General features: G+C 34.1%; 32 protein-coding genes. 20 read left to right on the top strand and 12 right to left on the bottom strand.

Annotated elements, in window-relative coordinates; translation table 11 throughout:
• Positions 1-230: 230 nt before the first annotated feature.
• Together NHG49_RS17600 and NHG49_RS17595 are read left to right on the top strand one after the other, a co-directional pair.
• On the top strand, positions 231-743 hold the full coding sequence (locus tag NHG49_RS17600; protein ID WP_000473756.1) for a DUF2690 domain-containing protein: 513 nt from the start codon (positions 231-233) through the stop codon (positions 741-743).
• A gap of 17 nt (positions 744-760) precedes the next feature.
• Entirely contained in the window at positions 761-1,237 is a 477-nt protein-coding gene (locus NHG49_RS17595; RefSeq protein ID WP_060631718.1) for a DUF2690 domain-containing protein, read from the top strand.
• Positions 1,238-1,345: 108 nt separating this feature from the next.
• Here the strand turns inward: NHG49_RS17595 and NHG49_RS17590 are convergent, their stop codons facing one another.
• Both NHG49_RS17590 and NHG49_RS17585 read right to left on the bottom strand, forming a co-directional pair.
• Positions 1,346-1,882: a GNAT family N-acetyltransferase gene (locus NHG49_RS17590; protein ID WP_064475952.1), complete on the bottom strand. Its 537-nt coding sequence runs from the start codon at positions 1,880-1,882 to the stop codon at positions 1,346-1,348.
• Positions 1,883-2,086: 204 nt separating this feature from the next.
• Entirely contained in the window at positions 2,087-2,575 is a 489-nt protein-coding gene (locus NHG49_RS17585; protein WP_064475951.1) for a DinB family protein, read from the bottom strand.
• A gap of 184 nt (positions 2,576-2,759) precedes the next feature.
• Between NHG49_RS17585 and NHG49_RS17580 the strand changes: the two genes are divergently transcribed.
• A complete protein-coding gene (locus NHG49_RS17580) occupies positions 2,760-3,236 on the top strand; it encodes a DinB family protein (protein ID WP_141669124.1) in 477 nt (158 codons plus the stop codon).
• A 279-nt stretch (positions 3,237-3,515) separates the two neighbouring features.
• Positions 3,516-4,553 (top strand): DUF4003 domain-containing protein, encoded by a 1,038-nt coding sequence (locus NHG49_RS17575; RefSeq protein WP_258126381.1) that lies wholly within the window; start codon positions 3,516-3,518, stop codon positions 4,551-4,553.
• Positions 4,554-4,676: 123 nt separating this feature from the next.
• Here NHG49_RS17575 and NHG49_RS17570 read toward each other — a convergent pair whose 3' ends face one another.
• Complete coding sequence (locus NHG49_RS17570; RefSeq protein ID WP_258126380.1) at positions 4,677-5,441, bottom strand: DUF817 domain-containing protein; 765 nt, start codon at positions 5,439-5,441, stop codon at positions 4,677-4,679.
• Positions 5,442-5,716: 275 nt separating this feature from the next.
• Between NHG49_RS17570 and NHG49_RS17565 the strand changes: the two genes are divergently transcribed.
• From NHG49_RS17565 to NHG49_RS17545, 5 genes are all read left to right on the top strand, one after another.
• The gene (locus NHG49_RS17565) at positions 5,717-6,751 is read left to right on the top strand and encodes a FecCD family ABC transporter permease (RefSeq protein ID WP_098111842.1); all 1,035 of its coding nucleotides are present in this window, start codon (positions 5,717-5,719) and stop codon (positions 6,749-6,751) included.
• A complete protein-coding gene (locus NHG49_RS17560) occupies positions 6,752-7,768 on the top strand; it encodes a FecCD family ABC transporter permease (RefSeq protein ID WP_088107058.1) in 1,017 nt (338 codons plus the stop codon).
• A gap of 21 nt (positions 7,769-7,789) precedes the next feature.
• Complete coding sequence (locus NHG49_RS17555) at positions 7,790-8,698, top strand: iron-hydroxamate ABC transporter substrate-binding protein (RefSeq protein ID WP_258126373.1); 909 nt, start codon at positions 7,790-7,792, stop codon at positions 8,696-8,698.
• A gap of 215 nt (positions 8,699-8,913) precedes the next feature.
• A complete protein-coding gene (locus NHG49_RS17550) occupies positions 8,914-9,465 on the top strand; it encodes a GNAT family N-acetyltransferase (RefSeq protein WP_258126372.1) in 552 nt (183 codons plus the stop codon).
• A gap of 98 nt (positions 9,466-9,563) precedes the next feature.
• Positions 9,564-9,791 carry a coiled-coil domain-containing protein gene (locus NHG49_RS17545; protein WP_001047302.1) on the top strand — a complete coding sequence of 76 codons (228 nt, stop codon included), beginning with the start codon at positions 9,564-9,566 and terminating at the stop codon, positions 9,789-9,791.
• Positions 9,792-9,900: 109 nt separating this feature from the next.
• On the opposite strand, the gene NHG49_RS17540 is transcribed toward NHG49_RS17545, so the two are convergent.
• Positions 9,901-11,226 carry an ArsB/NhaD family transporter gene (locus NHG49_RS17540; RefSeq protein WP_088047457.1) on the bottom strand — a complete coding sequence of 442 codons (1,326 nt, stop codon included), beginning with the start codon at positions 11,224-11,226 and terminating at the stop codon, positions 9,901-9,903.
• Positions 11,227-11,488: 262 nt separating this feature from the next.
• On the opposite strand from NHG49_RS17540, the gene NHG49_RS17535 reads away from it, so the two are divergent.
• Positions 11,489-11,839 carry a YojF family protein gene (locus tag NHG49_RS17535; protein WP_000407039.1) on the top strand — a complete coding sequence of 117 codons (351 nt, stop codon included), beginning with the start codon at positions 11,489-11,491 and terminating at the stop codon, positions 11,837-11,839.
• Positions 11,840-11,854: 15 nt separating this feature from the next.
• Positions 11,855-12,517 carry a bacillithiol biosynthesis deacetylase BshB2 gene (gene bshB2 / locus NHG49_RS17530; RefSeq protein ID WP_000439468.1) on the top strand — a complete coding sequence of 221 codons (663 nt, stop codon included), beginning with the start codon at positions 11,855-11,857 and terminating at the stop codon, positions 12,515-12,517.
• A 110-nt stretch (positions 12,518-12,627) separates the two neighbouring features.
• On the opposite strand, the gene NHG49_RS17525 is transcribed toward bshB2, so the two are convergent.
• Both NHG49_RS17525 and NHG49_RS17520 read right to left on the bottom strand, forming a co-directional pair.
• The gene (locus NHG49_RS17525; protein WP_064475944.1) at positions 12,628-13,056 is read right to left on the bottom strand and encodes a cytidine deaminase; all 429 of its coding nucleotides are present in this window, start codon (positions 13,054-13,056) and stop codon (positions 12,628-12,630) included.
• Between the two features lie 105 nt (positions 13,057-13,161).
• The gene (locus tag NHG49_RS17520; RefSeq protein ID WP_064475943.1) at positions 13,162-13,713 is read right to left on the bottom strand and encodes a DUF5823 family protein; all 552 of its coding nucleotides are present in this window, start codon (positions 13,711-13,713) and stop codon (positions 13,162-13,164) included.
• Positions 13,714-14,077: 364 nt separating this feature from the next.
• On the opposite strand from NHG49_RS17520, the gene NHG49_RS17515 reads away from it, so the two are divergent.
• Positions 14,078-15,277, top strand: a complete 1,200-nt coding sequence (locus NHG49_RS17515) for a multidrug effflux MFS transporter (protein ID WP_098708188.1) — start codon at positions 14,078-14,080, stop codon at positions 15,275-15,277.
• A gap of 711 nt (positions 15,278-15,988) precedes the next feature.
• The gene (locus NHG49_RS17510) at positions 15,989-17,380 is read left to right on the top strand and encodes an amino acid permease (protein ID WP_149173712.1); all 1,392 of its coding nucleotides are present in this window, start codon (positions 15,989-15,991) and stop codon (positions 17,378-17,380) included.
• Positions 17,381-17,428: 48 nt separating this feature from the next.
• Here NHG49_RS17510 and NHG49_RS17505 read toward each other — a convergent pair whose 3' ends face one another.
• Positions 17,429-18,448: a zinc-binding alcohol dehydrogenase family protein gene (locus NHG49_RS17505; protein WP_149173713.1), complete on the bottom strand. Its 1,020-nt coding sequence runs from the start codon at positions 18,446-18,448 to the stop codon at positions 17,429-17,431.
• A 187-nt stretch (positions 18,449-18,635) separates the two neighbouring features.
• Here NHG49_RS17505 and aiiA point away from each other — a divergent pair, with 187 nt between their 5' ends.
• Positions 18,636-19,388, top strand: a complete 753-nt coding sequence (gene aiiA, locus NHG49_RS17500; RefSeq protein WP_149173714.1) for a quorum-quenching N-acyl homoserine lactonase AiiA — start codon at positions 18,636-18,638, stop codon at positions 19,386-19,388.
• Between the two features lie 40 nt (positions 19,389-19,428).
• Here aiiA and NHG49_RS17495 read toward each other — a convergent pair whose 3' ends face one another.
• From NHG49_RS17495 to NHG49_RS17485, 3 genes are all read right to left on the bottom strand, one after another.
• Positions 19,429-19,923, bottom strand: coding sequence for a hypothetical protein (locus NHG49_RS17495; protein ID WP_149173715.1), 495 nt, complete (start codon positions 19,921-19,923; stop codon positions 19,429-19,431).
• 89 nt (positions 19,924-20,012) lie between these two features.
• The gene (locus tag NHG49_RS17490; protein WP_149173716.1) at positions 20,013-20,477 is read right to left on the bottom strand and encodes a DMT family transporter; all 465 of its coding nucleotides are present in this window, start codon (positions 20,475-20,477) and stop codon (positions 20,013-20,015) included.
• A 13-nt stretch (positions 20,478-20,490) separates the two neighbouring features.
• Entirely contained in the window at positions 20,491-20,937 is a 447-nt protein-coding gene (locus tag NHG49_RS17485) for a DMT family transporter (RefSeq protein WP_149173717.1), read from the bottom strand.
• A gap of 109 nt (positions 20,938-21,046) precedes the next feature.
• Here NHG49_RS17485 and yeiL point away from each other — a divergent pair, with 109 nt between their 5' ends.
• From yeiL to NHG49_RS17465, 4 genes are all read left to right on the top strand, one after another.
• Positions 21,047-21,739: a transcriptional regulator YeiL gene (gene yeiL, locus NHG49_RS17480; protein ID WP_149173718.1), complete on the top strand. Its 693-nt coding sequence runs from the start codon at positions 21,047-21,049 to the stop codon at positions 21,737-21,739.
• A gap of 12 nt (positions 21,740-21,751) precedes the next feature.
• Positions 21,752-22,102: a glyoxalase superfamily protein gene (locus NHG49_RS17475; protein ID WP_149173719.1), complete on the top strand. Its 351-nt coding sequence runs from the start codon at positions 21,752-21,754 to the stop codon at positions 22,100-22,102.
• A gap of 208 nt (positions 22,103-22,310) precedes the next feature.
• On the top strand, positions 22,311-23,354 hold the full coding sequence (locus NHG49_RS17470; protein WP_149173720.1) for a flavin-containing monooxygenase: 1,044 nt from the start codon (positions 22,311-22,313) through the stop codon (positions 23,352-23,354).
• Positions 23,355-23,622: 268 nt separating this feature from the next.
• A complete protein-coding gene (locus tag NHG49_RS17465; protein WP_000666939.1) occupies positions 23,623-23,871 on the top strand; it encodes a hypothetical protein in 249 nt (82 codons plus the stop codon).
• A 52-nt stretch (positions 23,872-23,923) separates the two neighbouring features.
• Here the strand turns inward: NHG49_RS17465 and NHG49_RS17460 are convergent, their stop codons facing one another.
• Complete coding sequence (locus tag NHG49_RS17460; RefSeq protein WP_000819645.1) at positions 23,924-24,118, bottom strand: hypothetical protein; 195 nt, start codon at positions 24,116-24,118, stop codon at positions 23,924-23,926.
• Positions 24,119-24,250: 132 nt separating this feature from the next.
• On the opposite strand from NHG49_RS17460, the gene NHG49_RS17455 reads away from it, so the two are divergent.
• Positions 24,251-24,532: a hypothetical protein gene (locus tag NHG49_RS17455; RefSeq protein ID WP_000397708.1), complete on the top strand. Its 282-nt coding sequence runs from the start codon at positions 24,251-24,253 to the stop codon at positions 24,530-24,532.
• Between the two features lie 29 nt (positions 24,533-24,561).
• Here NHG49_RS17455 and NHG49_RS17450 read toward each other — a convergent pair whose 3' ends face one another.
• Positions 24,562-24,852: a DUF3784 domain-containing protein gene (locus tag NHG49_RS17450; protein ID WP_149173721.1), complete on the bottom strand. Its 291-nt coding sequence runs from the start codon at positions 24,850-24,852 to the stop codon at positions 24,562-24,564.
• A gap of 201 nt (positions 24,853-25,053) precedes the next feature.
• On the opposite strand from NHG49_RS17450, the gene bla2 reads away from it, so the two are divergent.
• Positions 25,054-25,824, top strand: a complete 771-nt coding sequence (gene bla2, locus NHG49_RS17445) for a BcII family subclass B1 metallo-beta-lactamase (protein WP_149173722.1) — start codon at positions 25,054-25,056, stop codon at positions 25,822-25,824.
• The last annotated feature ends 212 nt before the right edge of the window (positions 25,825-26,036 follow it).

Here is a 26,036-nt window from a genome sequence, read left to right as displayed (position 1 = left end):
AAGTATCGGTTCTTTTATGTTTTAAATAAAGAATGCTATAAAATGTGTATTTCTCAACTTTTTTTCTTAGACAGATAAGTAAAATTCTTCGTATATTCCAATAATCATAAGGAAATTTACAACGTTTATCCGTTTCTGTAAGATGCCTCTAGGAAGCATGAAAGGAGGGCTTACATAGCGGTATAGCTTGTTTTTATGATACGTACTTATTTTTGGGGAGGAGATTTGCAATGTTTAAAAAGTTAATGAAAGTATGTGTGTTAAGTGTAGCGAGTGTAGGTGTATTATTTAGTTTTCAAGGAAGTACATTTGCAGCTACTGATTTAAGTAGTTACTATGACGGGAAAAATCCGGCTACAACGAAAGTATACGGAGGCAGTACAACGTGTGATGCAGATGGATTTAATGCAAAGTCTACAGCGGTGTATGAGGGGAGTAAAAAAGTAGGGACAGTGTATTTACGTTACAGTAATAAATGTCACGCAGCATGGTCTAAGCTTGTTTTAGATCAACCAGCACCTTCCGTTTCTGGAGGGATATATGCTTACGCTGTTATTAATAAATATAAAAACGGTGTATTTCAAAAATCAGTAGACTCTAATAGTGGTAATGGAGCAATAAAAACAGGTCAAACGAGCACGTATACAGGAATGGTATTTGATTTAACTGCTGATTTTGGTTATACGGCTGATGCCGAAGCGGTGACGATTAATAATGGTTACGGGAAAACTGGACGTTATTAATAAAGGAGTGGAATTCTATGAAGCTTTTTAAAAAGGTAAGCGCATGTCTTTGTCTGGCATTGCTCGTCATAACTAGTGTTTTTAGTACGACGAATAATGATAAAGCATTTGCAGAAGACCATTCATATGATGGGAAAAGCCCTTACTACAATAGCTGTGATCAATCAGCAGTAACGAAAGAAAAGAAGTGGATTGATTCTAATTCATATGTGGAATTAAAATTTAGCACGACGTGTAAAACAGCGTGGGCAAAGGTTACTGTAACTCGTGCAGCGGTTTATAATAACGAAGCTGATGCAAGGATAGTCAGAAAAACCGATGGAAAGGCATATACTTGCGGAAGTGCTGGAGGAAATGGTGTTGTGAATAAAGGGCAAACATCATGTTATACGCCAATGGTATATGATTTAGATCCAAGAAAGGCACAAGCACAAGGGAAACATGCCATTCCGAATAGTGATGCATATAATTATGCGGAGACAATTTGGTATTAATATAATACATGAGTTAAGAGTTGTTATTTGATATAAAAATGAAAGAGCCTTATTGCATTTTAGTGTGGTAAGGTTCTTTCAAGTTGTTAATAGTTTAAGAACAGTTATTTACAATGACATCTCTTTATAATCACTTTTAAGTATCGCCATAATAATTTCATCTGAGAATGTATCGTTATAAAATAAAGATTGACGTAAGGTTCCTTCTTTTACAAACCCAATCTTTTCATAAGCTCTAATTCCGCGTAAATTATGGCTAAATACTTCTAACTGTAACCGATTTAAATATAGTTGTTCAAAAACAAATTTTAAAACAATTGTAATAGCTTCAGTTCCATATCCTTGTCCTGTTAGTGCTATTGAAAGCATTGATATTCTGAATCCTGCTCTTTTGTTCTCCTCATCGATATCTAAAATCGACAACTCTCCAATCATTTCGTCATTGCTTTGTAAACAAATAGCGAAATCATAGCGACTCGAATCATTATTTATATGAGCTATATGTGTCTTTATTTGTTCCAATGAAAAAGTAGGTTTGGTTCCAGTCATATAACGTATCTCTGTATCCATCGTACTTTCTAATATAATTGGGGCATCTAGTTCGCAAAGAGGTCTTAAATAAATTCTTTCACTCTCTAATCTCATTATAAATTTCTCCTTAAGTTTGGTGATAGAGTATATAAATATTTTTGCTCTACATGGAAGAAGAGTTTTATTTTGTGTATTGTTTGAAAAGTATGTGTCTTACTTTGATGTTACATGAATTTTATAATGATATGGTATACCTAAAACAAATGATAAAAGTTTTATACACAACAAAATGTATCAACAAGTTTTTTTATAATCGAATTAACTAAGGTCTGTATCAGGAGGAGTGTACCCAAGGTGACGAGCCATAGATACAATTTGTCCTTTATGATGAAACTCATGTGTCTCTGTATGAGTTAAAAGCCATATCGGTGTTGTACTCCAAGGTTCTTTTTGCCATTTCACTTCATTTGCTATATTTTCGAGCCAACGGTCATTGTATTCATCTAAAAAGTTTTGTACAGTCTCATCTACTAACTTAAATCTAGCACGGACTTTCTCCACATCTGCATGCTCAATTTCATAATCACTAGCGAATGAAAAATCTGCTCGTTTTTGCTTGAATGCAAATGATCCAAGCCAGTATCGATAGCAATCGGCTACATGAATATGCGTCTTTATAATACTACCGCTCCCGAAATTAGGAACAGTGCTATGTAATTTTTCTAGTGGAATTTCTTCCAAAAATGTAAATAGAGTTTCTCTTGTAGAGCTAATAAGATTATATTGTTGTTTTAAAATATGTAACATGAAATTAACACTCCTCTTTTATTTACTAAACTATTTGTGTAGTAAGTAATTCTATATGTACGAGAGGTGAACCTTTTTATTATTTTTACTAGGCATATTAGATGTATTTCTTAATCGTTTCTGATAGATTAAACAAGGTGAAACTTTAATAAGTTGAACATTCTTAGTTCATAATAAATGGTACATGAAGAAGGGGAACGATAAAATGAATAGACTAGTTGGCTTAAAACAATTTGAAATAACGCGCGGGGAACTGCTTAAATTTATGGAAACGTTAGATGATAAAACTGTAGATACACAGCCAGAGGGTTTTAACAATACAATTCGTTGGCATATTGGTCACGTGTTAACGGCAGCAGAAGTTTTCATGTTTGGAAAAGAATTTAAACAATTACCAACTGAATATCCAGGTATGTTTGGGTATGGATCAAGACCGTCTAAATGGAAAACAGAAGGACCATCGTTAGAAGTGTTAACGGCTCAATTAAAAGAACAAGCTAAACGTATTAACGAAATTCCAGCAGAAGCATTTGAAAATAAACTGCCAGAGCCATTCCTAGGATTGGAAACAGTAGGAGAGCTATACGGTATGATGCTTTATCATGAAGCTGATCATATTGGGCAAATGAAGGCGATGGAACGTATTATTAAGGCTCTTTAGTTTTAATTGCATATGAAAAACGAAATCACAGATGTTTTGTGAAAATTGAGGTGTAAGTAGTTACAATCTTATTTTTCACAATACAGGTGTAATGTTAAATAATATAAAGACAAAAAAAGATAGATAATTTATTATCTATCTTTTTTTGTTGTTGAACTTTTTGAAGGATTATGAACGATTATCATCGTGATACTGATGAAGTAGGAATAGTTATTATTTTTTGTTTTACATAATAGAAAAATATTGAAGATAATACAAAAATAAGGTTGCAAAATCTATATGAAATATAAGTATAATAATAGAGAAGTACTAGAAATAGGGGTGAATACTATGATTACATTAGAACAAAAGTTGGAGCAATACACACATACATATGCACAGATAAAGGGAGAACTAAAATGGAAAACGAGTGATTCTCGAACAGGAATGATGATTGCTGCTATGTATGCAGGTAGTGATAAATTGTTTGATCTCGGACGTTTTTTAGAAATTAGTAGTTATATTAAGAATCAGGTAGGGATGTTTTCATACTTAAAGTCTTATCATCGCTTTGTTGTGGCCGCAACATTAGATATTCACTTTACAGATTACAAGAAAGCTTTTCGGAAGTTTTTAGATTTATATGAACAATTGGTTGCTGGTGGTTTTAGCCGAAGTATATTTACTTATCTCGCAGCTGCTGTGCTTTTAACAGAAGAAAATGAACAGCATGGCACGCACATTCAGCGTTCGATGCAAGTATATAAACGCATGAAAGAGGATCATCTTTTTCTTACAGGTACAAATGATTATCCGCTCGCAGTTTTACTAGCAGGACAATCAGAGAATGTAGAAACACTTATGGACCGAGTAGAACGTCTGTATCAGAAACTAGCGAAAGCTGGTTTGCGTAAAGGGAATGATCTTCAGTTTTTAAGTCATATCCTCTCACTAAAGAAGGATGTCCGTGAAGAAATGTTAGTTGCAACATGTACAAACATATGGAAGTTGTTAAAACAAGAAAAAGTTAAAGTGAAACAGATGCATTACCCAGCTATCGGGCTACTAGCGTTACTTGAGGATGGAGAAAAAGAGGTTCATGCTATTAAAGCGTTGATTGAAAAATTGCAGGGAGAGAAATTATTCCGTTGGCATACAGATGCGAATATTCTTATTGCTATTCAACTGTTCGTAAGTCAGAAAGGTGAGGAAAGTAAAGCTACCAACACAGGTTTACAAACTATGATAGAAGTCCTCATACAAGCACAACAGGCAGCTATGATGGCAACGATTGCTGCTTCATCTGCTGCAACATCTTCTGCTAGTACTAGTTCATAATGTGCAATTGCGTATGCTCTTGTAATTTATAACTCCTTTGATAAGGACGGTTTAAAAAATATTATTAAAAAAGCCCATCACTCTCTAATGAGTGATGGGCTACCTGTTTTTACATAATCAGCGTTATTTTTTGGACTCCTTCAAAAGTTTGAGTTGTGTAACAATCATAATGCTAATAACAACGAGTAAAAACCATGAGCTAATTTTGCTTAAGTGAACGAGATTCCACGCTTCCCGTTGATTTGGATATTGCCATGCTCCGAAAAAAGTTGCGATGTTCTCTGCAATCCAAATAAAGAAACCAATAAGGAAAAATGAGAGAACGAGTGGCATTTTATATGTAACACCTCGTAATGAAAATTCTACAAATGTTCGAAAGAAAACGATGAATAAAAGAACAGTTAACACCCATCTAAAGTCATATAAAAAATGATGTGTAAAAAAATTAAAGTAAATCATTGCTCCTAACGGCACGGCAAAAATAGCTTTCGGCCAATGATGCATTTGTAAATGCAATCTTCTCCACGCTTGGCATATGTAACTTGAAACACTTGCGTACATAAAACCGCTGTAAAGTGGAACTCCAAAAACTTTTGAATATGCCTCTTCCGGATAACTCCATGAACCGAAATGTACTTTATATATTTCTAGTAGAAGGCCGATGAGGTGGAAGACAGTAATTACTTTTAATTCGTCTTTCGTCTCAAGCCCAGTCTTGTACATAATCCACTGCATAAGAAGACATACGATGAGTATGAAATCGTAGCGGTATAACCCTGGGATAGAAACTATTTTTGAAAGGGCTAGTGTTAAGAAAATAACGACTGGGAATAAGCAAGATAATGCTTGCTCGTAAGTGAAGTGTAATAGTTGTTTTATATAGAACATTGTGTCACCTTCGATATTTTTGTTAGAAAACTCGAAATAATGACTAAGTATACTACAATTTTAAAAATAAGCCAGTAGTCTATTTTGCATGTATTTGTAAGTTTTAGAAAGGAATTGTAATAAGTATTTTAATATTTAACAAAGTGAAAAAATAGTTTGCTATTTAAAAAAAGTGAGGATATAATATCTAAATGAAAATGATAATTATTATCAATAATAATTATAAATAAAAAATAATTATAAAAAACAACTGAATATAAAGGATGAAATGAAACATGTTACATAAGCCTGCTGTATATGCTAGCAATAATCGCTGGATACATATTAAGTTCATATGTTTCATGAGCTTAACAATTTTATGTTTAATTGGGTCTATATTTTTGGCCGTTGCATTTGGTGCAAAGGATATTCATTTGCAAACAGTATGGGCAGCGGTTTTTGATTATAATCCGAAATTAACGCAGCACCAAATTATTTATGAATTAAGGCTCCCAAGGGTAATTGGCGCAGCGGTTGTAGGAGCTGCTTTTGCAGTCGCTGGGGCTGTAATGCAAGGGGGAACACGAAATCCTTTAGCGGATGCGGGTGTACTCGGAATAAATGCAGGTGCGATGTTTGTAGTAGCACTTAGTTTTGCCTTTTTCCCGCATATGCCGTATTCCTATTTGATGATTGTTTCCTTTATTGGAGCAGTCTTAAGTACAGTACTCATTTTTATTATCGGATCGGCTACTTCAGGTGGGTTAACACCGATGAGGTTAACGATTGCTGGAGCAGTTATGGCCGCACTTTTACATTCGTTAAGTTCAGGTGTTGCAATTTATTATGATTTAAGCCAAGATTTAGCGTTTTGGTACGCTGGTGGTGTTGCAGGAGTTAAGTGGGAACACTTGAAATTTTTAGTTCCTATTATTCTCATAACGATTGTTTTTGCGACAGTGTTAGGGCGATCTATTTCACTCATATCAATGGGGGATGATGTTGCTACGAATTTAGGAGTAAAAACGAACCGAACGAGAATACTAGGGATGATTATAGTAGTCATTCTTGCTGGTGTATCTGTTTCAGCTGTTGGCTCTATTGGGTTTGTAGGACTAGTTATCCCGCATATTGCTAGAAAATTAGTTGGTGTGAATTATCGACTCATTATTCCTATGTCAGCATTATTAGGAGCTATGTTATTAGTTTTAGCTGACTTAGGAGCAAGAACAGTAAATCCTCCTAAAGAACTTGCGATAGGAATTATGGTAGCTCTTGTTGGAGTTCCGTTCTTCCTCTATATAGCACGTAAAGTTGGGAGGGAGTTGTAAGTGAAGAAGATTTTAAACACGGATAAAAAGAGAGCTATTACTGTAACTACAATTTTCGGTTGTATTAGTATCGCTGTAATTTTAATTAGTTTAAATACAGGGACATTGAGCATAGCGCCGCTCAAAGTAATTCAAACGCTTTTCGGTTATGGTGATTTTGAGAGCGCAACAGTGCTATACGATTATCGTATGCCAAGAATTATAATCACAATGTTAGCAGGTATTGGTCTTGGGATTTCTGGTGCGATTTTGCAAGGGTTATCTCGCAATGCGCTGGCCGATCCTGGTATCCTCGGATTACATTCAGGTGCATCTTTCGGGCTAATTATATTTGTTACTTTCTTTCATTCTATTAATGAGAATGCATCGATTTTAATACCGTTATTTACATTTGGCGGGGGAGTGCTAGCTGCATTTTTAATTATTATACTTGCGAGTGATCGGTCAAAAGGTTTACTTCCTATTCGACTTATTCTTGTTGGTATTGCAGTTTCAGCTGGATTTAGTGCGATTTCGTTATTTTTCTCTCTTAAGTTAAATGATGAAACGTATACATTCGCTTCTAGATGGTTAGTTGGTAATGTGTGGGGAAGGGATTGGATTCATGTCCTTGCATTATTACCTTGGATTTTCATACTAACTCCATATGCATGGCTAAAATCTAAGACGTTAAATGCATTGTCACTAGGTGATAGTGTGGCAGCAGGACTTGGAGTTTCTGTTCAAAAAGAACGGTTACTACTTTTAGCTACAGCGGTTGGATTGTCTTGTGCGAGTGTATCGATGGCTGGAGGGATTGGTTTTATCGGTTTAGTTGCTCCGCATATTGCCAGAAAGTTAGTAGGTACTACATATCAACACTTTCTTCTTTTAGCTGGTATTATCGGAATGATTATTTTAGTGCTAGCAGATACGATAGGTCGTTCTATATTTGAGCCAAACTCTATTCCAGCTGGTGTAGTAGTGGCCGCTTTAGGAGCACCGTATTTTCTTTATTTACTTACAAAAACAAAATAAATACTTCAAAGAGGAGAACATATGAAAAAGAAACTTACTATTTTATTTAGCATGATGTGTATTTTAGTATTAGCAGCATGTGGTCAAACGAAAGCTAATGAAGAGGCAACGAAAAAAACGGAAAAAAGTAATGACCCAAAAATTGCTTCAATGTCTATTCACTTAACAAATGATTTACTTGCATTAGGAATTACACCAGTAGGTTCTGTAATTGGTGGAGATTTAAAAGATTTCTTACCGCATGCAAAAGAACAACTGAAAGATACGAAGAAACTTGGTGTTGTAACTGATCCAAATATGGAAGCATTACTTCAATTAAAGCCATCTGAAATTTATGTTGATGAAAAATATGCTGGCAAAGATGTAGCGAAATACGAAAAAATTGCAAAAACGCATACTTTCAATTTAGATGAAGGTACGTGGAGAAATCATTTAAAACAAGTTGGTAAACTTGTAAACCGTGAGAAAGAAGCGGATACATATATTCAAGATTACGAAGAGCAATCAAAACGAGTAAAAAATTTAATAGATAAAGAGCTAGGTAATAATGAAAAAGTAATGGCAATTCGCGTTACCGCAAAAGAATTACGTGTATTTAGTACGAAAAGACCGATGGGACCAATTTTATTCCAAGACTTAGGATTACAGCCTGCAAATGGTGTAGAGAAAATTGATGGAAACCGTCCTTTTGAAGTCATTTCACAAGAAGTATTACCTGACTTTGATGCAGATGCTATTTTCGTTGTTGTAAACAGAGATGATAAGGCAAAAGCTGCATTTAAGCAACTTCAAGAAACACCAATTTGGAAAGACTTAAAAGCTGTTAAAGGCAAGCATGTATACATTATCAATGACCAACCATGGCTTGACTATTCTGCTTTAGGTAACAAAATGGCAATGGATGAAGCGGAGAAAATGTTTACGAAATAATATCGATTCGTTGTTAGGAAGATCCTCTAAATTTGGGGGTCTTTTTTATTGTTAGAATAAATGAAAAATTATACAATGAATGTAATTTAATGTAGAGGAGATGTGCCAATGTCAGCGCTTATTGTAAGTATCTCGTGTATAAAGCAGTTTATAGAACGAGGGGATAAATAGGCTGAAATAAGTATCCCCGTTATTTAATAAAGGGGGAGTTTGAAATGACAATGAATCTTTTTCAAAATAAAACGATTAAATTATCAGCTATTAGAGAAGCGGATGCTGAAGTAATGGCTATGTGGCAAGAAGATAGTGAGTATTTAAGAAATGTAGATACAGATGTAGCATTCCCGCAATCGATACAAGAAATAGCAAGTAATGGGCTATTAAAAGGACGAAGATCGAATAGTGTTTCTTTCATGGTAAGGACAGTTCAAGATGATCGCTTAATTGGTTTTGTGGCGATTCATGGCATAGAGTGGAATAACAGAATGGGTTTATTAGCCATTGGTATAGGAGAGGGAAATGATAGAGGGAAGGGATATGGAAGAGAAGCAATCAATCTTATATTAAATTATACATTTTATGAATTGAATTTACACCGCGTCGGTCTTGATGTTATTTCTTATAACAAAGCTGCTATTAAGTTATATAAAAAGATGGGTTTTCAGATGGAAGGCTGTATGAGAGAAGCGGTGCAAAGAGATGGGAAATGTTTTGATCGTATCATTATGGGGATATTGCGGGAGGAATGGATAGAGCTGCAAGATTAAAAATACATTCCATATTATATATGTAGTATGCAGGAGATATACCAGTAATTGGCGAAATTTTACAGTGCACTGATTGATTTTATAAGGAGTTATGCAAAATGAATTTAGAAAAAGCAAAACCAGTAAATGAAGAGGTCGCTGAATTGAAGGAACTAATTAAAGAATTACACGGAAGTGTACATCAACTTCAAAGTGAAGTGCAGCAACTAAGGCACGAAAGACCGGTTGTTGAAGTGAGAAAAGGTGTTCAATTATCGCCAGCAATCGTTGGACAAATTGGCGGTATGATTTTAGGTGGATTAGCAATTATCGGTATATTTTGGTGAACGAAAAAAAGGTATGCAATTTAGCTGCATACCTTTTTCATTTTCGTTATTTGTCGGTAAGTCGATATTCTCTGTAGAATCATCGATATAATTTCACCCACTACAACTATTACATTAAATAACGTAAATATATATAAACATGTGATAGTAATAATGCAATAATAGTTAACGGTAAACCAATTTTTAAGAAGTCCATATACGAGAAAGCATGTCCTTCACGTTTTGCAATACCAGCAACGACTACGTTTGCGGATGCTCCGATTAATGTTCCGTTTCCTCCTAAGCAAGCCCCAAGTGATAACGCCCACCATAGTACTTCAATTTGCGGAGAGTCGACAGATAATCCGAGTCCTGTAGCTAAATCTTGAATAAGTGGTATCATCGTTGCGACAAATGGGATATTGTCAATTGTTGCAGATGCAATGCCTGATACCCATAAGATAAGTATCGCAGCGAAACCGATATCACCGTTCGTTACGTCGAGCACTTCTTTTGCGAGTGAAGAAATGAGCCCGATATCAATTAACCCGCCAACGAGAACGAATAATCCAGCGAAGAAGAAAATGGTTACCCATTCAACGTGGGCAAATACATCTTCAATATCATGTTCTTTTACGCCAATTAGCATAAGAATTGTAGCGCCTGTCATCGCGATAACCGCAGCGTCTACATGAATAATCGAATGAAGTACAAAGCCTAAAATAGTTAGTCCTAAAATTGAAATGGATTTTAAAAGGAGGCTTTGATCTTTAATATAATCTTTTTCGTTCAATGCCATTAATATTTTAATTTGCTCAGGTGTTGTTTTTAGTTTGTTACGATACATAAAGTAAATAATGCCAAGTGTAACAATAGAAATAATAATTACGATTGGAGCTAAGTTTAGTAAAAAGGCATTAAAGTCTAAATGCTTATTTGCTGACCCAATCATAATGTTCGGTGGGTCACCGATTAATGTTGCTGTTCCGCCTATATTTGAAAATAGCACTTCTGAAATCAAATAAGGAACAGGGTTTACTTTTAAAATACGTGTAATGGATAGTGTAACAGGTACGATTAATAAGACGGTTGTTACGTTGTCCAAAAATGCAGAACCAACTGCGGTTAATAAAGATAGTAATAATAAAATGCGGATTGGTTTTCCACCAGCTGCCTTAGCTGCTTTAATAGCCACAAATTCAAATACGCCTGATTGACTCGTAATATGTACGAGAATCATCATCCCAATTAAAAGGGTGATTGTTTCCCATTGAATATGTGATGTGAAAGCGGTATGTAAATCTACAACTCCAAAAATAATCATAATAGCAGCGCCGAATAGTGCGATTACAGCACGATTCAATTTCTCAGAAATAATAAATCCGTACGTGATTAAAAATACGGCAATTGCAAAATAATATTGCCAATTTGCTACTTCATGTGCTGATTGTTCCAATCATGTCACCTTCTTTAAAGTATGTATTCAATTGTCGAAATGTATCTCGCTATATTAATACGGGATAAAATATATTGTAGCAAATTCAAAAAAGAAAGAAAACTATTTAACAAAGTGAAGGAAAAAATATGATTTTTACATATCATATAAAAAATATAAAAAACACAGTGCAAATTATTAGGAAAAGTGAGCGTTGTCCTCTAATATAGAGATAGCAATTTACATTATTTTTGCGTAAAATGGTTTAAAGAGGTGAATTCCGATGGAAATAGTAAAAGATAGTTCTCTTATTCAAAATGAAATTGAACGTTTTGTAAATAAAGATGTATATATTCATTTAGAAACAACGAACGGAGCGTATGCGTCACACTTTAACGAAAAGATGATGACAGTTGGAGCATTCATTCGAAATGCAATTATTCGCTTTGAGCGCGGGAAGATTACTGGAACGAATCCATACCGAGTTGGTTTGAAAATGGATCATGGCTGGGTATATGCAGAAGGTATTACGCACTGGGAAGTAGACGATAAAGAGCGTTTATTACTAGCAGGGCATGATAACCAAGGCCGCTTAGCAGTTGCACTTGAGTTAAGCTTAACACCATTTAAGTAAGAAGGAGGGAAACTTATGGAGAGACATGTACTTGTTGTATTTCCGCATCCAGATGATGAAGCATTTGCGGCGGGAGGAACAATTCGCTTATTAACAGATCAAGGAGTACCTGTAACGTATGCATGTGGTACTTTAGGACAAATGGGACGTAACATGGGGAAAAATGTATTCGCTAACCGTGAAACGATTCCAAATATCCGTGAAAAAGAATTAAAAGATGCATGTGAAGCGATGGGAATTCAAGATTTAAGAATGCTTGGTTTTCATGATAAAACGTTAGAATTTGAAGATGTTGATTTCGTTGCAGATAAAATTGAAGCAATCATTCAAGAAGTAAATCCATCTCGAATTATTACATTTTATCCAGAGCACGGCGTACATCCAGATCATGATGCATTTGGCCGCGCAGTCGTTCGTGCTGTATCACGTATGCAAAAAGAAGAACGTCCAGTCATTCATGCAGTTGCGATTACGAGAAATCGCGAAGCTGTATTAGGTGAGCCGGATGTTGTAAATAATATTAGTGAAGTATTCGAGCATAAATTAGCTGCACTAGGTGCGCATCGTTCACAAACAGAAGCGATGTTAGAAGAAACACATGCAAAAATCAAAAATAAAGATGCAGCAACGTTAAAATGGCTGCAACTTGAACAATTTTGGACTTATAAATGGGAGTAGGCTAGAAGGAAACTTCTAGTAGCTCTTACATAGAAAAAGCACAGTCATTTGTGACGGTGCTTTTTTAGTGAATAATCTTTATTCTCCGCTATTTGAGAGTAACCTTCACTTTATCGTGTACTCCATTCTTTTGTAAATTCATCATGATATGCTTCGCTCCAATGGTATGGCTGCAACTCTTTTAACGGTTTGAAAATAATATCTTGTTTAGAATTTGTAATGGCGCATAGTACTTCTGGTCCCCAATAAAATAAACGTTCTTGGCATACACCACAAGGTGATAATACTTTTAATTCAGAATGCTCATTTTCCCTTGCAAGACAAATAGAATGTGTAACTTTCTTATGAAATTTATGAGCTTCTAAAATTGCACCTGTTTCCATACAAAGTTCTGTTGAAGCGTTTATTACGTCAGGGGCCACACTTGTATAAATGGATCCATCTTCTACACGGATTGCTGCAGCTCCGCCCCAATTATGCGGATACCTTTGTTCAATTAAATTTTTCACTGCTTCATATAATTGTTGTTCAATGCTCAATTGTAGTCCTCATTTCTGCTTAATTTTCGATTCAATGACTGTTATTTTTATAGTAATACCGTTAAAAAAGAATAGACACTCAATTTCAAACTATAAATTCAAGAATTATTTTTCATCTGCATACTTTTCCTCTAAGGCAATTAATAGAGGAATTGATATAGTTACAAGAATGATTAAAGTGTTTATAAAAGATTTAGAAAGAGAAAAAGAACCTTCGATTAAAAGTGATAAAAATTTGAATGAAAGTATACTTGTTATTAAGGAAACTACTAAAAAGCTAAAAAGAGACAAATTTTTATTTTTGATAGATGTTTCTATAAAATCTTTAAGACAGCTTATGACGACAAATATAGTTAATATAATAAGAGAAATAAAATAATGTGTTACATTTGTCATACTAATAGTAGGATCGTCTATTATGTAAGCAAGTAACTTAGATACTAACATACCTCCAAATAATAAAATAATAAAAGCAAGTAATCCTTCCGATGTATAAGTGCTGAAATTATCTTTCTTATTAAAGAGTTTATAATTCAGAGTAGATTGGCTTATTTGAATTAGGAATAGGGTAATAATCCACACATAATATACAATTGGTAATTCTCCTGAGAATAGAGCAATCAGGAAATTTATTACTGTCCTTAAAATTTCAATCATTACGAAAGGCCTCCTGTTTGTAAGCTTTGCGACATTAAAATATGCTAGTCTATCGTTTCATAAACAGATCTGTAAATTCAAACTATTTATAATTATTCCATAAAAAGGTAGTAGTATCAAGTTGTCTTTTTTACAAAACCTCCAAGACTCAACACTAGAAAAAGAACCGCAATATGTAATATAATTGAAAAAGTATATTTAAAAATTAATGTTAATATTACCCTCCTATAAGTATTAACATACGTAATTGAGGTGTTTTTTTTGTTGTTTTATGATCGAATTTCTATAATGGCCCCTCCTGTTCCGTAGCTTAGGAAAGTCTTTTTATTTCTGAGATTTTCAAAGTTATAGGAGGGTATGAAAAATGAAAAAAGTCTCAGTACCATCACTTTTGTTAATGATTATTCTTGTGGCATTTCCGCAAATTAGTGAAACGATTTACACACCGTCTTTACCTGACATTTCACAGGCGTTACACGTAAGTAATAATGAGGTGCAGTTAACACTTAGTGTGTATTTTGCTGGATTTGCTTTAGGTGTATTTTTTATTGGGTGGTTATCGGATATAATTGGCCGTCGCCCGGCAATGTTATTTGGAATTGTTGTATATGGCGTTGGGAGTTTCTTATGCTTTATTGCAAGTTCCATTGAAGTTTTATTGCTAAGTCGTTTTATTCAAGCGTTTGGAGCAAGTGCTGGCTCAGTTGTGACACAAACGATTCTTCGTGAAAGTGTAGAAGGGCATAAGAGGCATGTTATGTTTGCTCAAATCTCGGCAGTCATTGCTTTTACACCAGCGATAGGACCGTTAATTGGTGGCTTTCTTGATCAAATGTTTGGATTTAAAATCGTATTTTTAAGTTTAGTAGTTATGAGTGTCGGAATTTTTCTGTATACGTTTGTTTCTCTTCCGGAAACAAAGGCGGACTCAGTAACGAATAAAATAAATGTGTTTTCAGTCTTGAAGAGGTTAGTTACAAATCCGAAAGTAGTAACATATGGGTTATTAATTGGAGGAGCGAATGGTGTTTTATTTAGCTATTATGCAGAAGCGCCGTTTATCTTTATTGAATACTTTCAGTTATCGCCTAGTATGTATGGACTTCTAGGAATTGTTGTTGCTTCCGCTTCTATTATTGGAGCGAAAGTTTCGAAAAGATTGCTTGCTACTTATAAACCAGAGAAAATTATATATATCGGTTGTCTTGTAATGACAGGGGGAGCTATCTTCTTAACTGTTATTAATTCATTTGGATCAAATCCAAACATAATATATATGATTGGATTTTTAGTAGCGATGTTTATATTGCTATTAGGAATTGGGATAGCGTTACCAAACTGTTTAAGTTTAGCGTTAGTAGATTTTCAAGATGTCATTGGTACAGCCGGAGCATTGTTTAGCTTAGGGTACTATGTAATTGTGACGATGACAGTTTGGGGAATGAGTCAACTTCATACGGGCTCGTTACTGGTGATGCCACTTTATTTTCTGGCTATTGTAGTTATCATGATGGTGTTTACTAAAGTGTTTATTTTAGGTAAACAAACTTCAAAAATGATTTGAATATGAAATGGTAAAAGAGTCTCATTTTTTAATGAGACTCTTTTATATTTTATGAAAATGATTAGTGGATATACGAACAAGAATTAAAGGTATTGTTGAGGGGAAGATAAAAGCTGAGGAGAAAAGTTTGCCGCTTTTCGGCGTATTGTTGATTGTTTTAAGTGTAGTGATATTTTTCCTAAAGTAGGAGATGGTAAAATAATTTTTAGCTGTGATAATTAAGAGATGTAGAAGCTAGTGACTTTGTAGTTCTACTAATATATTAAATTTTTGCGTGATGTGTTAATTGCATGTGTAAGTAATTATAGTACAAACTATAATTAGTGAAGTATATGTGGTATGAAATCGAGGAAGATAAAATCTCCTCGGTTATTTATATTGTAATAATATTCATACCGGAATCATATTGAATAGATGTATTTTATTGTTAATTTAGTTAAAAATTAATCAGACTATGTATAATGATTTACCGAAAAAATAATTGAACTTTTCAGATAAATGAATTAATATAAGGTAAGTAATTTTAAGATTTATAGAATATTGGAAGATGAAAGGTTTTGAGAATTTTGTAAGAGGCAAAAAACGATTTTAGGATAGCTTTAAAGTTAGTCTAAAATGATGTTTGCTTCATCATTTTCAGGGCCGAAAGGAATTAGGTAAAGCATCTTGTTTTAAAATGCGGCTATGAATCATCTAAGAGGGGGAAGTGAAGTGGCAAACAAGGAATTGAAAAGGGGCTTAGAAGCACGTCATATTCAAATGATCGCTTTAGGCGGAACAATTGGTGTTGGTTTGTTTATGGGGTCGGCCAGCACGATTAAATGGACAGGTCCGTCAGTAATGCTTGCCTATGCAATTGCAGGTATTTTTATCTTCTTCATTATGCGTGCGATGGGTGAAATGTTGTATATGGAGCCGAGTACAGGTTCATTTGCGACGTTCGGTCATAAGTATATTCATCCGCTAGCTGGCTATATGACAGCGTGGAGTAACTGGTTCCAGTGGGTTATTGTTGGGATGTCAGAGATTATTGCAGTTGGAGCGTATATGAAATATTGGTTCCCGGAATTACCAGCTTGGATACCAGGTGTAATCGCAATGGTTATTCTTGGCGCAGCTAACTTAATTTCTGTTAAGTCATTTGGTGAATTTGAATTTTGGTTTGCGATGATTAAAATCGTTACGATTCTATTAATGATTATTGCGGGATTTGGACTTATTTTCTTTGGAATTGGTAACGGCGGAGAAGCGATTGGAATATCTAATCTTTGGTCAAATGGCGGTTTCTTTACAGGTGGTTTTTCAGGATTCTTCTTTGCATTATCACTTGTAGTTGGTGCATACCAAGGTGTGGAATTAATCGGTATTACTGCTGGTGAAGCGAAAAATCCGAAGAAGACACTTACAAGAGCGATTCAAAGTACAATTTGGCGTATTTTAATATTCTATATCGGTGCTATTTTCGTTATTGTAACTGTGTATCCATGGGATCAATTAAGTACAATTGGTAGTCCGTTCGTAGCAACTTTTGCGAAGGTTGGTATTACGGCAGCAGCTGGACTTATTAACTTCGTTGTTATTACAGCGGCAATGTCTGGTTGTAATAGTGGTATTTATAGTGCGGGTCGTATGCTTTATACGTTAGGTGTAAATGGACAAGCACCGAAATATTTCACGAAACTTTCTGGAAATGGTGTACCTTTATTCGGTACAGTTGGCGTAATTATCGGTTTAGCGGTTGGTGTTGTATTAAGTTATATTGCACCGAAAAACTTATTCGTATATGTATATAGTGCGAGTGTACTTCCTGGTATGGTACCATGGTTCGTCATTTTAATTAGTCAAATTAATTTTAGAAAAGCAAAAGGGGCAGAGATGAACGATCATCCGTTCAAAATGCCATTTGCTCCTGTTACAAACTATTTAACAATTGCCTTTTTAATTATGGTATTAATCGGAATGTGGTTTAACGATGATACGCGCATTTCACTAGTTGTAGGTATTGTTTTCTTAGCTATCGTAACAATTAGTTTCTATGCTTTCGGAATAGGGAAACGACCTCCGTTAGACGTTCAAAATGATCAAGAGATTTCAAGTAAATAAAGATAGTAAAAAGTCCGATTTCTCATATGAAAATCGGACTTTTTGTTATTAAAATTTCTCTAAAACGATTTTCCCAATCGTACTTCCGCTTTCAAGCAGTGCATGTGCTTTCTTTACGTTTTCAGCGTTAATTGGTGTGAATGTTTCATTTAAAGTAGTCTTTAAAATACCTTCATCTAAAAGTTCGCTTACTTTATTTAATAGTTCGTGCTGCGTAATCATGTCGCCAGTTTCATACATCGCTTTTGTAAACATAAACTCCCAAACGAATGTAGCACTTTTACTTTTTAAAATACCCATTTCAAGAGGGTGTTCATTTTCTACGATAGAGCAAATTTTTCCTTGTGGCTTAATGAGCTCACATATTGCTTGCCAATGTTGATCTGTATTGTTTAAGCAGAAAATATAATCTACATCTTTTAGCCCAAACTCTAATATTTGATCTTGTAAAGGTTGGTGATGGTTAACGATATAATCGGCACCGAATTTTTCAACCCAGTGTATTGTTTCATTACGAGATGCAGTTGTGATTACATTCAGTCCAGCCCATTTCGCAAGTTGAATTGCAATTGAACCTACACCACCAGCTCCACCGATAATTAAAATGTTTTTAAATGTATTTGTATCTTTCTTATTATAATCAATTCCCAAACGTTCGAATAAACCTTCCCAAGCCGTAATAGCTGTTAAAGGAAGTGCTGCAGATTCAGCATCACTTAACGTTTTTGGTTTTTTACCAACGATTCTTTCATCAACTAAATGGTATTCACTATATGTACCTTGTCTCGTAATGCTTCCAGCGTAAAACACTTCGTCGCCTTCTTTAAATAACGTACAACCTTCGCCCGTTTGTACGACAATACCACTTGCATCCCAGCCAAGTATTTTCGCTACATCTTCTTTTTTATCTTTCGGAGAGCGAACTTTAGTATCAACTGGGTTAACGGAAATAGCGTTAATTTTAACAAGTATGTCTCTTCCTGTAGCAACAGGTCTTTCAACTTCAATATCAATTAAACTGTTTTCTTCTTCAATAGGTAAGTATTCATGTAAACCGATTGCTTTCATTTCTATTCCCTCCATTAAAGTAAGAGTCATTTACTCTTTTATTATAGATGGTGAAATGCCATTATGTAAAAAAGTACACTCTTTTTTATTTATGCTGGTATGAAAGTGTGGAAGGAGTTTATTTCTAAAAAGCAGAATTATTTACTGTGTTACTTTATCTTAAATTAAATGTAAAGGTGGATACATAATGTCAGTAAAAAAGCTTTATTTCATCCCAGCAGGTCGTTGTATGTTAGATCATTCTTCTGTTAATAGTACGCTCACACCGGGAAATTTATTGAACTTACCTGTATGGTGTTATCTTTTGGAGACAGAAGAGGGGACTATTTTAGTAGATACAGGTATGCCAGAAAGTGCAGTTAATAATGAAGGTCTTTTTAACGGTACATTTGTCGAAGGACAGGTTTTACCGAAAATGACTGAAGAAGATAGAATCGTGAATATTTTAAAACGGGTTGGTTATGAGCCGGATGACCTTCTTTATATTATTAGTTCTCACTTGCATTTTGATCATGCAGGAGGAAATGGCGCTTTTATAAATACACCAATCATTGTACAGCGTGCTGAATATGAGGCGGCGCAGCATAGCGAAGAATATTTGAAAGAATGTATATTGCCGAATTTAAACTACAAAATCATTGAAGGGGATTATGAAGTCGTACCAGGAGTTCAAGTATTGCATACACCAGGCCATACTCCAGGGCATCAATCGCTATTAATTGAGACAGAAAAATCCGGTCCTGTATTATTAACGATTGATGCATCGTATACGAAAGAGAATTTTGAAAATGAAGTGCCATTTGCTGGATTTGATTCAGAATTAGCTTTATCTTCAATTAAACGTTTAAAAGAAGTTGTGATAAAAGAGAAGCCAATTGTTTTCTTTGGGCATGATATAGAGCAGGAAAAGGGATGTAAAGTGTTCCCTGAATATATATAGTGCAAAAAGTCATGAGCTCACTTGCTCATGACTTTTCCGTTTAAATGATTTTTTTAAATAAGTTATAAACTTTTTTAGAACTATCTTCATTTAATTGATAGTACGTAAGGTTTACATCATCAGGAGTATCTTGTTGAGCAATCATCACTTCGTTACTGTGATGGTCAACTACCCATATGAAATATTTTTTATAAGTCCCATCCTCGAAAGTAATCCACATATCACAGTCTATTAAATCTGATCCTTCTTCATCTAATGTTAATTTTCCTTTTTTTGCGGTATCCATACTGTTAATGAACGTTTTTAATTCATCTGTTTTTGTGAGAAAGATATCCTTTTTTGTTTTAATTGACTCGACATGTATATCTTTTATTTCCTGTTTTCCTAAAAAGACAGGGGGCTCATTTGGGTCTCTTTGAGTTGAAATGATAGTAGCTTTCTTCTTTGGTTTATTTGCTGTATAGAAGTCTTGAATAGGTTTTCCAGAGTTAAAAAACCATATGATACCCAAAATAATCAACGTGCTGCCGAGCAGTAAAATGATTTTTTTAATAGAATATTCTCCTCTCTATCACTTCGTATGAAGAGCTTTTCTATTAATATATGATAGGGAAGCGTAAAGTATTATAGTTGAACTTGGTTATTCTGCACAGTTTTAACAGGGCGATCTACGAGTAAATTGTAAGTGAGTCCGATTAGTACGAAAATGCCACCGACAACCTTTCCCATAGAGAGTTCGTGTGACAAGATAAAATCAATGATAGTCCCCGCAAATAATTGTCCAATAAAGATGAGTAACGTTAAATAAAATGCTGATATTTTAGGCGTAATATAGTTCGATAAAGAGATGACGATAACGCCAACTAATCCGCCTAAGTAAACAGCGATAGGAATAGATTGTAACGTCTGACTAGGAATGTACATTGAATCTGAACTGAAAATTAAAAATAACATAGAGAAAAATAATCCAGTAATATAATTAAAAAACGTACCTTCCCAATTCCCAATTTTCGCTGCTAAATTTGCGTTAATAATTCTAGCAACAACGATAGAAACACCAGCTAAAATAGCGATAGTAATATATAACATTTTCTTGCCTCCATTAATAAATTGTCATGATTATAATTCCGGAAGAAATGAAACATAATCCAATTAGTTTTTTCTTTTCAAACTTTGCAACTTTCATTCCTAATAAGCCGAAATGATCAATAACGATGGAAGCAATAGATTGACCAAGTAAACTTAATGCGATCGTAATAGAGGCACCAAGGACGGAGAAACTTATATTATTAAAAAGAACAGTGAATACTCCAATCGCTCCAGCGCTATATAAAAAAAGTGGAATGCCTTTATCAAAATGAATTTTATTTTTGTTTATGATTAAAATGATGATAACTGCAATTAAACCGACAAGGTGAATGACAACGCTCGCTGTGTACTTGCCAATTAATTCAGATAAAATCCCATTCAATGGAAGCATAACGGCGATGAGCACACCAATAAAGACAGAAAGAAAGTTATACAATGTAATATCCCCTTTGTATTTCATATTTGTAATGACTGTATCATGCTGAAATTGTGTATTACTATGACATATGTCATAGTGGAAGAAGAAAATTTTGATTACAATGGGGAGTAGTTGTAAAGGCGGGGGAACTATGAAGAAAGTATGTAATTCAATTAAATTAGCACATTATATGAAACAAAATAATATTGATTCATTTTTTAGTAATGACATGAAACCGTATATGGAATTAATATTTTTTAAAAAGAATGAGTTTATTTGTAGAGAAAATGAAGAGATAGATTATTTATTTTTCTTCGTTGAAGGAAAAGCGAAAGCGTTTAATACATTAAGTAACGGGAAATCTGTATTGCTATGTTTTTATGATAGTTTGCAGCTGTTAGGAGATGTGGAGTTAATTCATTCTCAAAAGACTGCTTCAAATGTACAAGTAATGGCAGATTCATATTGTGTTGGTTTACCTTTAGGAAAAGTGAGAAATCAACTATTTCATGATGCGAAATTTTTACGATGTATTTGTGGATCGTTAGCACATAAGTTAAATCGACTTTCAAAAAATAGTACAATTAATTTACTATATCCACTTGAAAATAGACTTGCGAGTTACATGTTAGCAGCAGGGGAAAGAGCGGTGCGGCACGGAAATCGAATTGTGTTTAGTGGGAATTTAACGGAAACAGCTGAATTGTTAGGAACGAGTTATCGGCACCTATTACGTACATTAAATATTTTTTGTGATAAAGAGATTATAAAGAAAAACAATGGTTGCTTTGAAGTAGTAAACGTGGATGTTTTGAGGGAATTGGCGGCAGATGTTTATAAATAGGAGGAGATTATAATGATTACACCTATATTTAGAATTTTTGATGTTGAAAAAGCAAAGCGATTTTACATAGATTTTTTAGGGTTTAAAATGGATTGGGAACATCGGTATGAGGAACATATGCCATTATATATACAAATTTCGTTACATGATGCTGTAATACATTTATCAGAACATCATGGGGATGCTTCGCCAGGCGGTGCGATTCGGGTCAAAATAGATAATGTAAAGGATTATCATTCTATATTATTAAGTAAAAAATATGCTTATTCGAAGCCAAATATAGAAAAAACACCTTGGGATACAATCGAATTAACTGTAATTGATCCGTTTTCAAATAGAATCGTATTTTATGAGGAGAGATGATAGAGCCGGAAGGGATTAATATATAAATTTTTTAGAGAGAGTGCAGTGTAATTGCGTATTAAATAAATGTAATGAAGAGTAGTTCATAAAGCAGTGAACTGTTCCTTTTCATTTTGTTAAACAGATTGAATTATTGAAAAATAAATCGTATGATAAAACATATGAACGAATGAGCATGTATTCATATGAAATAAGAAGGAGGAAAAGGATGTTAGATGCAATTATCGTCGGAGCTGGTCAAGCTGGATTAACAATGGGATATTACTTGAAGCAAAAAGGATATAATTTTTTATTACTTGAGGCAGGAAACCGAATTGGAGATTCATGGAGAAACAGATATGATTCTTTACAGCTCTTCACACCGAGGGAATATAGTAGTTTACCAGGGATGATAGTAAAAGGAGAAGGAAAGGGATTTCCATGTAAAGATGAAATGGCAACGTATTTAGAAGAATATGCAAGGTACTTTACATTACCGGTTCAATTGCAAACCGAAGTTTTAAAAATAAAGAAAGAAAAAGAGATATTCGAATTACATACTCCTACAGAAATTTTACAAGCAAAAAAGGTTGTTCTCGCAACAGGTGGTTTTCAGCAACCGTACATCCCCTCATTTTCACAACATCTATCATCGCATGTTTTTCAAATACATTCATCACAATATAAATCACCATCACAAATTCCTAAAGGAAAAGTACTAGTAGTAGGTGGCGGGAATTCAGGAATGCAAATTGCAGTAGAACTTGCAAAAACTCATGAAGTTACAATGTCTATCGGTCATCCGTTAACATTTTTACCGTTACATCTTTTTAGAAAAAGCATTTTTAATTGGCTAGAAAAATTGGGTTTATTGTACGCCGAAGTAAATACTAAGAGGGGAAAATGGTTTCAGAAGAGAAAGGATCCTATTTTTGGTTTTGAAGGCAAGGAACTTATTCGTAATGGAGTAATTAAACTAGAGAAAAAAGTGGTTAGTGCATCAGAAAATAATATTATGTTTCAAAATGGTGGCACGTATAGTGCAGAAAGCATTATATGGTCAACTGGTTTTATTCAGAACTATAAATGGATTGAAATAGAAAAGGCAGTGAATGAGAATGGATTTCCTAATCATGTAAGAGGAATAAGTCCAGTAAAAGGATTATATTATATCGGTTTGCCGTGGCAATCTCAAAGGGGATCTGCACTTATTTATGGTGTAGGAAAGGATGCAGCGTATTTATTTTCTGAAATCAAAAAAATAGATCAGTAGCAACAGCAACTACTGATCATCCATATGTACATGAATTAGGAGAGGTCAAACATTTATTAACTTTATTATAATAGATTTTCATAAGGATAAAAACTGAAAATTCTAATTTTATGTTGAGAAAGTTTTTTGTATCGAAATATATAAAAGAATAGGGGTTTTTAGTAAAAGAGATATGATATTTATATTTTAATAAATTGTGATATAGTTTATGAAGAATAGATTACATAAAATGTTATTTTATTACATAGTGATGAAGGGGGAAATTGTTGTGAAGTTTGATGATCAACGCCTATTAGGAGTACGGTTAGGTTCTATACTTGTAACAGAGGAAAATCAATATTTAGTAGTTAAGAAAAAAGATCATTATGCACTTTTAAATATACATAATTTAGAATGCACACATGTTGAAGTGCAGCTAGAACATATTGAAGAAATGTTGCAGGAAGATTTTCAAGAAAGTATAACGGAGATTATCGCACCAGAACATATAAAAATTGTTGCGAAAAATGTTATATAGAGAATGAGAGAAAAAGAAAAAACTTCATCTTTTATCGATGAAGTTCTTTTAGTTAATTCGAAGTGAATGTTTTAAAAAATTTGTCTCGGTACATGTACATAAGCCATGAGGTTGTTAGTAAGGAAATAATGATTTGTTTATTTTTAAATGGCGCATTGAAAACAAGCCAGCCAACGATATCAAATAATAAATGTAGTGCAATTGAAAGAACTACAAATTGTAGTAGCGTATTTAAAAATCTTTTCATAAAGTGTCCACCTAAAATAAAAGGTTGTATCAACAATGTTGCACATTACTGTTATACATTAAATGTGTTTTGTGGTAAAATTTACATAAGTTAGTGAAATAAAACAAATGAAAGCTAATAGGAGGGATAGTCATGGAATTTTGGATGATCATACCGATAGCGGTCTTTGGATTTATTTATATCGTTGAAAAATTAAATAAAATCGAAAAGAAAACAGATGCCCGTTTAAAGCGGATGGAAGATAGATTACAGCTAATTACGAAAGAAATGGGAATTATAGATAGAGAACCTGAAATTAATAAAGAGTTGCGCCAGCTTATGGAAGAAGGAAAAACAGTTACAGCAGTTAAGAGAGTAAGAGAGGCTTTCGGGTTTTCCTTATTAGAAGCGAAGCAATATGTTGATAAATTATAAAAAAGATCATCCGATTGGGTGGTCTTTTTTCATTGCACCATGCGTGTATTTACATAAGCAGCGATTATAACGTGCCCAATTATAATGATAGGAAATACGATTTTTGCATTAGGAGTAAGGAAGACACTACCAATTGTGGCGATAACACCGGCAGTTAAATTATAAAGACCAACTATTTTTGATAACTTTACTTTATTTGGTACACAGCGTTCATTGAATCCTGATAAGAGCCAAGTGTATTGTTTTACTCCGATGAAATAGGCTAGTGCAAATGAAATGATTGCAAGTATGAATAATGATGGGGAAGCGAAGAGAGTCATTGAAAACACCTCCGTTAAAGAGTTATAAATAAATTATAATATGAATGTTATAATTTAACAAAATATAATTAAAGCGCACAAAATTTTGTGCGCTTTTTATTAATGGTATGAAAAATATGTAAGAAAAGATGGAACAAACATTTGAAATGAATTGTCTAATATAGGTAATAACTATTTCGTTTGAAAGAAAGGGTGGAGAAAATGAAAAATACATTATTAAAATTAGGGGTATGTGTTAGTTTACTAGGAATAACTCAATTTGTTAGTACAATTTCTTCTGTGAAAGCGGAACAAAAGCTAGAGCAAAAAGTAATAAAAAATGAGACAGGAACTATTTCAATTTCTCAGTTAAACAAAAATGTATGGGTTCATACGGAGTTAGGTTACTTTAACGGAGAAGCAGTTCCTTCGAACGGTCTAGTTCTTACTACTTCTAAAGGGTTAGTACTAGTCGATTCTTCTTGGGATGATAAGTTAACGAAGGAATTAATAGAGATGGTAGAAAAGAAATTTAAGAAGCGCGTAACGGATGTCATTATTACACATGCGCACGCTGATCGAATTGGCGGAATAAAAACGTTGAAAGAAAGAGGCATTAAAGCGCATAGTACGGCATTGACTGCAGAACTAGCAAAGAAAAATGGATATGAGGAACCACTTGGAGACTTACAAACCATTACGAAATTAAAGTTTGGAAATATGAAAGTAGAAACGTTCTATCCAGGGAAAGGACATACAGAAGATAATATTGTCGTATGGTTACCGCAATATAAAATTTTAGCTGGAGGTTGTTTAGTGAAATCTGCGGAAGCTAAAGATTTAGGAAACGTTGCTGATGCTTATGTAAATGAATGGTCTACATCGATTGAAAATGTGCTGAAGCGATATGGAAACATAAATGCAGTAGTGCCTGGTCATGGAGAAGTAGGGGACAGAGGATTACTTTTACATACATTGGATTTGTTGAAATAAGAAACTGTGGGAATATAAAAGCGAGGAGAAACAATTTTCTCCTCGCTTTCTTCTAACTATATTTAAATGCGAAGCTATCAATTATGCCTGCATACGTTACTGAGATTTTAATTCCAAGTATACAAATACCAGTACCGTCATAATTGCTATAACAACGTAAGTAATATCAAGCATTATAAGTGTTTTTAAAGTTTCAGTCATCCTAATTCACC

This window comes from Bacillus sp. IBL03825 (assembly GCF_024712505.1).
In the GTDB taxonomy this organism is placed as follows: domain Bacteria; phylum Bacillota; class Bacilli; order Bacillales; family Bacillaceae_G; genus Bacillus_A; species Bacillus_A wiedmannii.
Note: the sequence above shows the minus strand (reverse complement) of the source record. Positions and strands in the feature narration are given on the sequence as shown.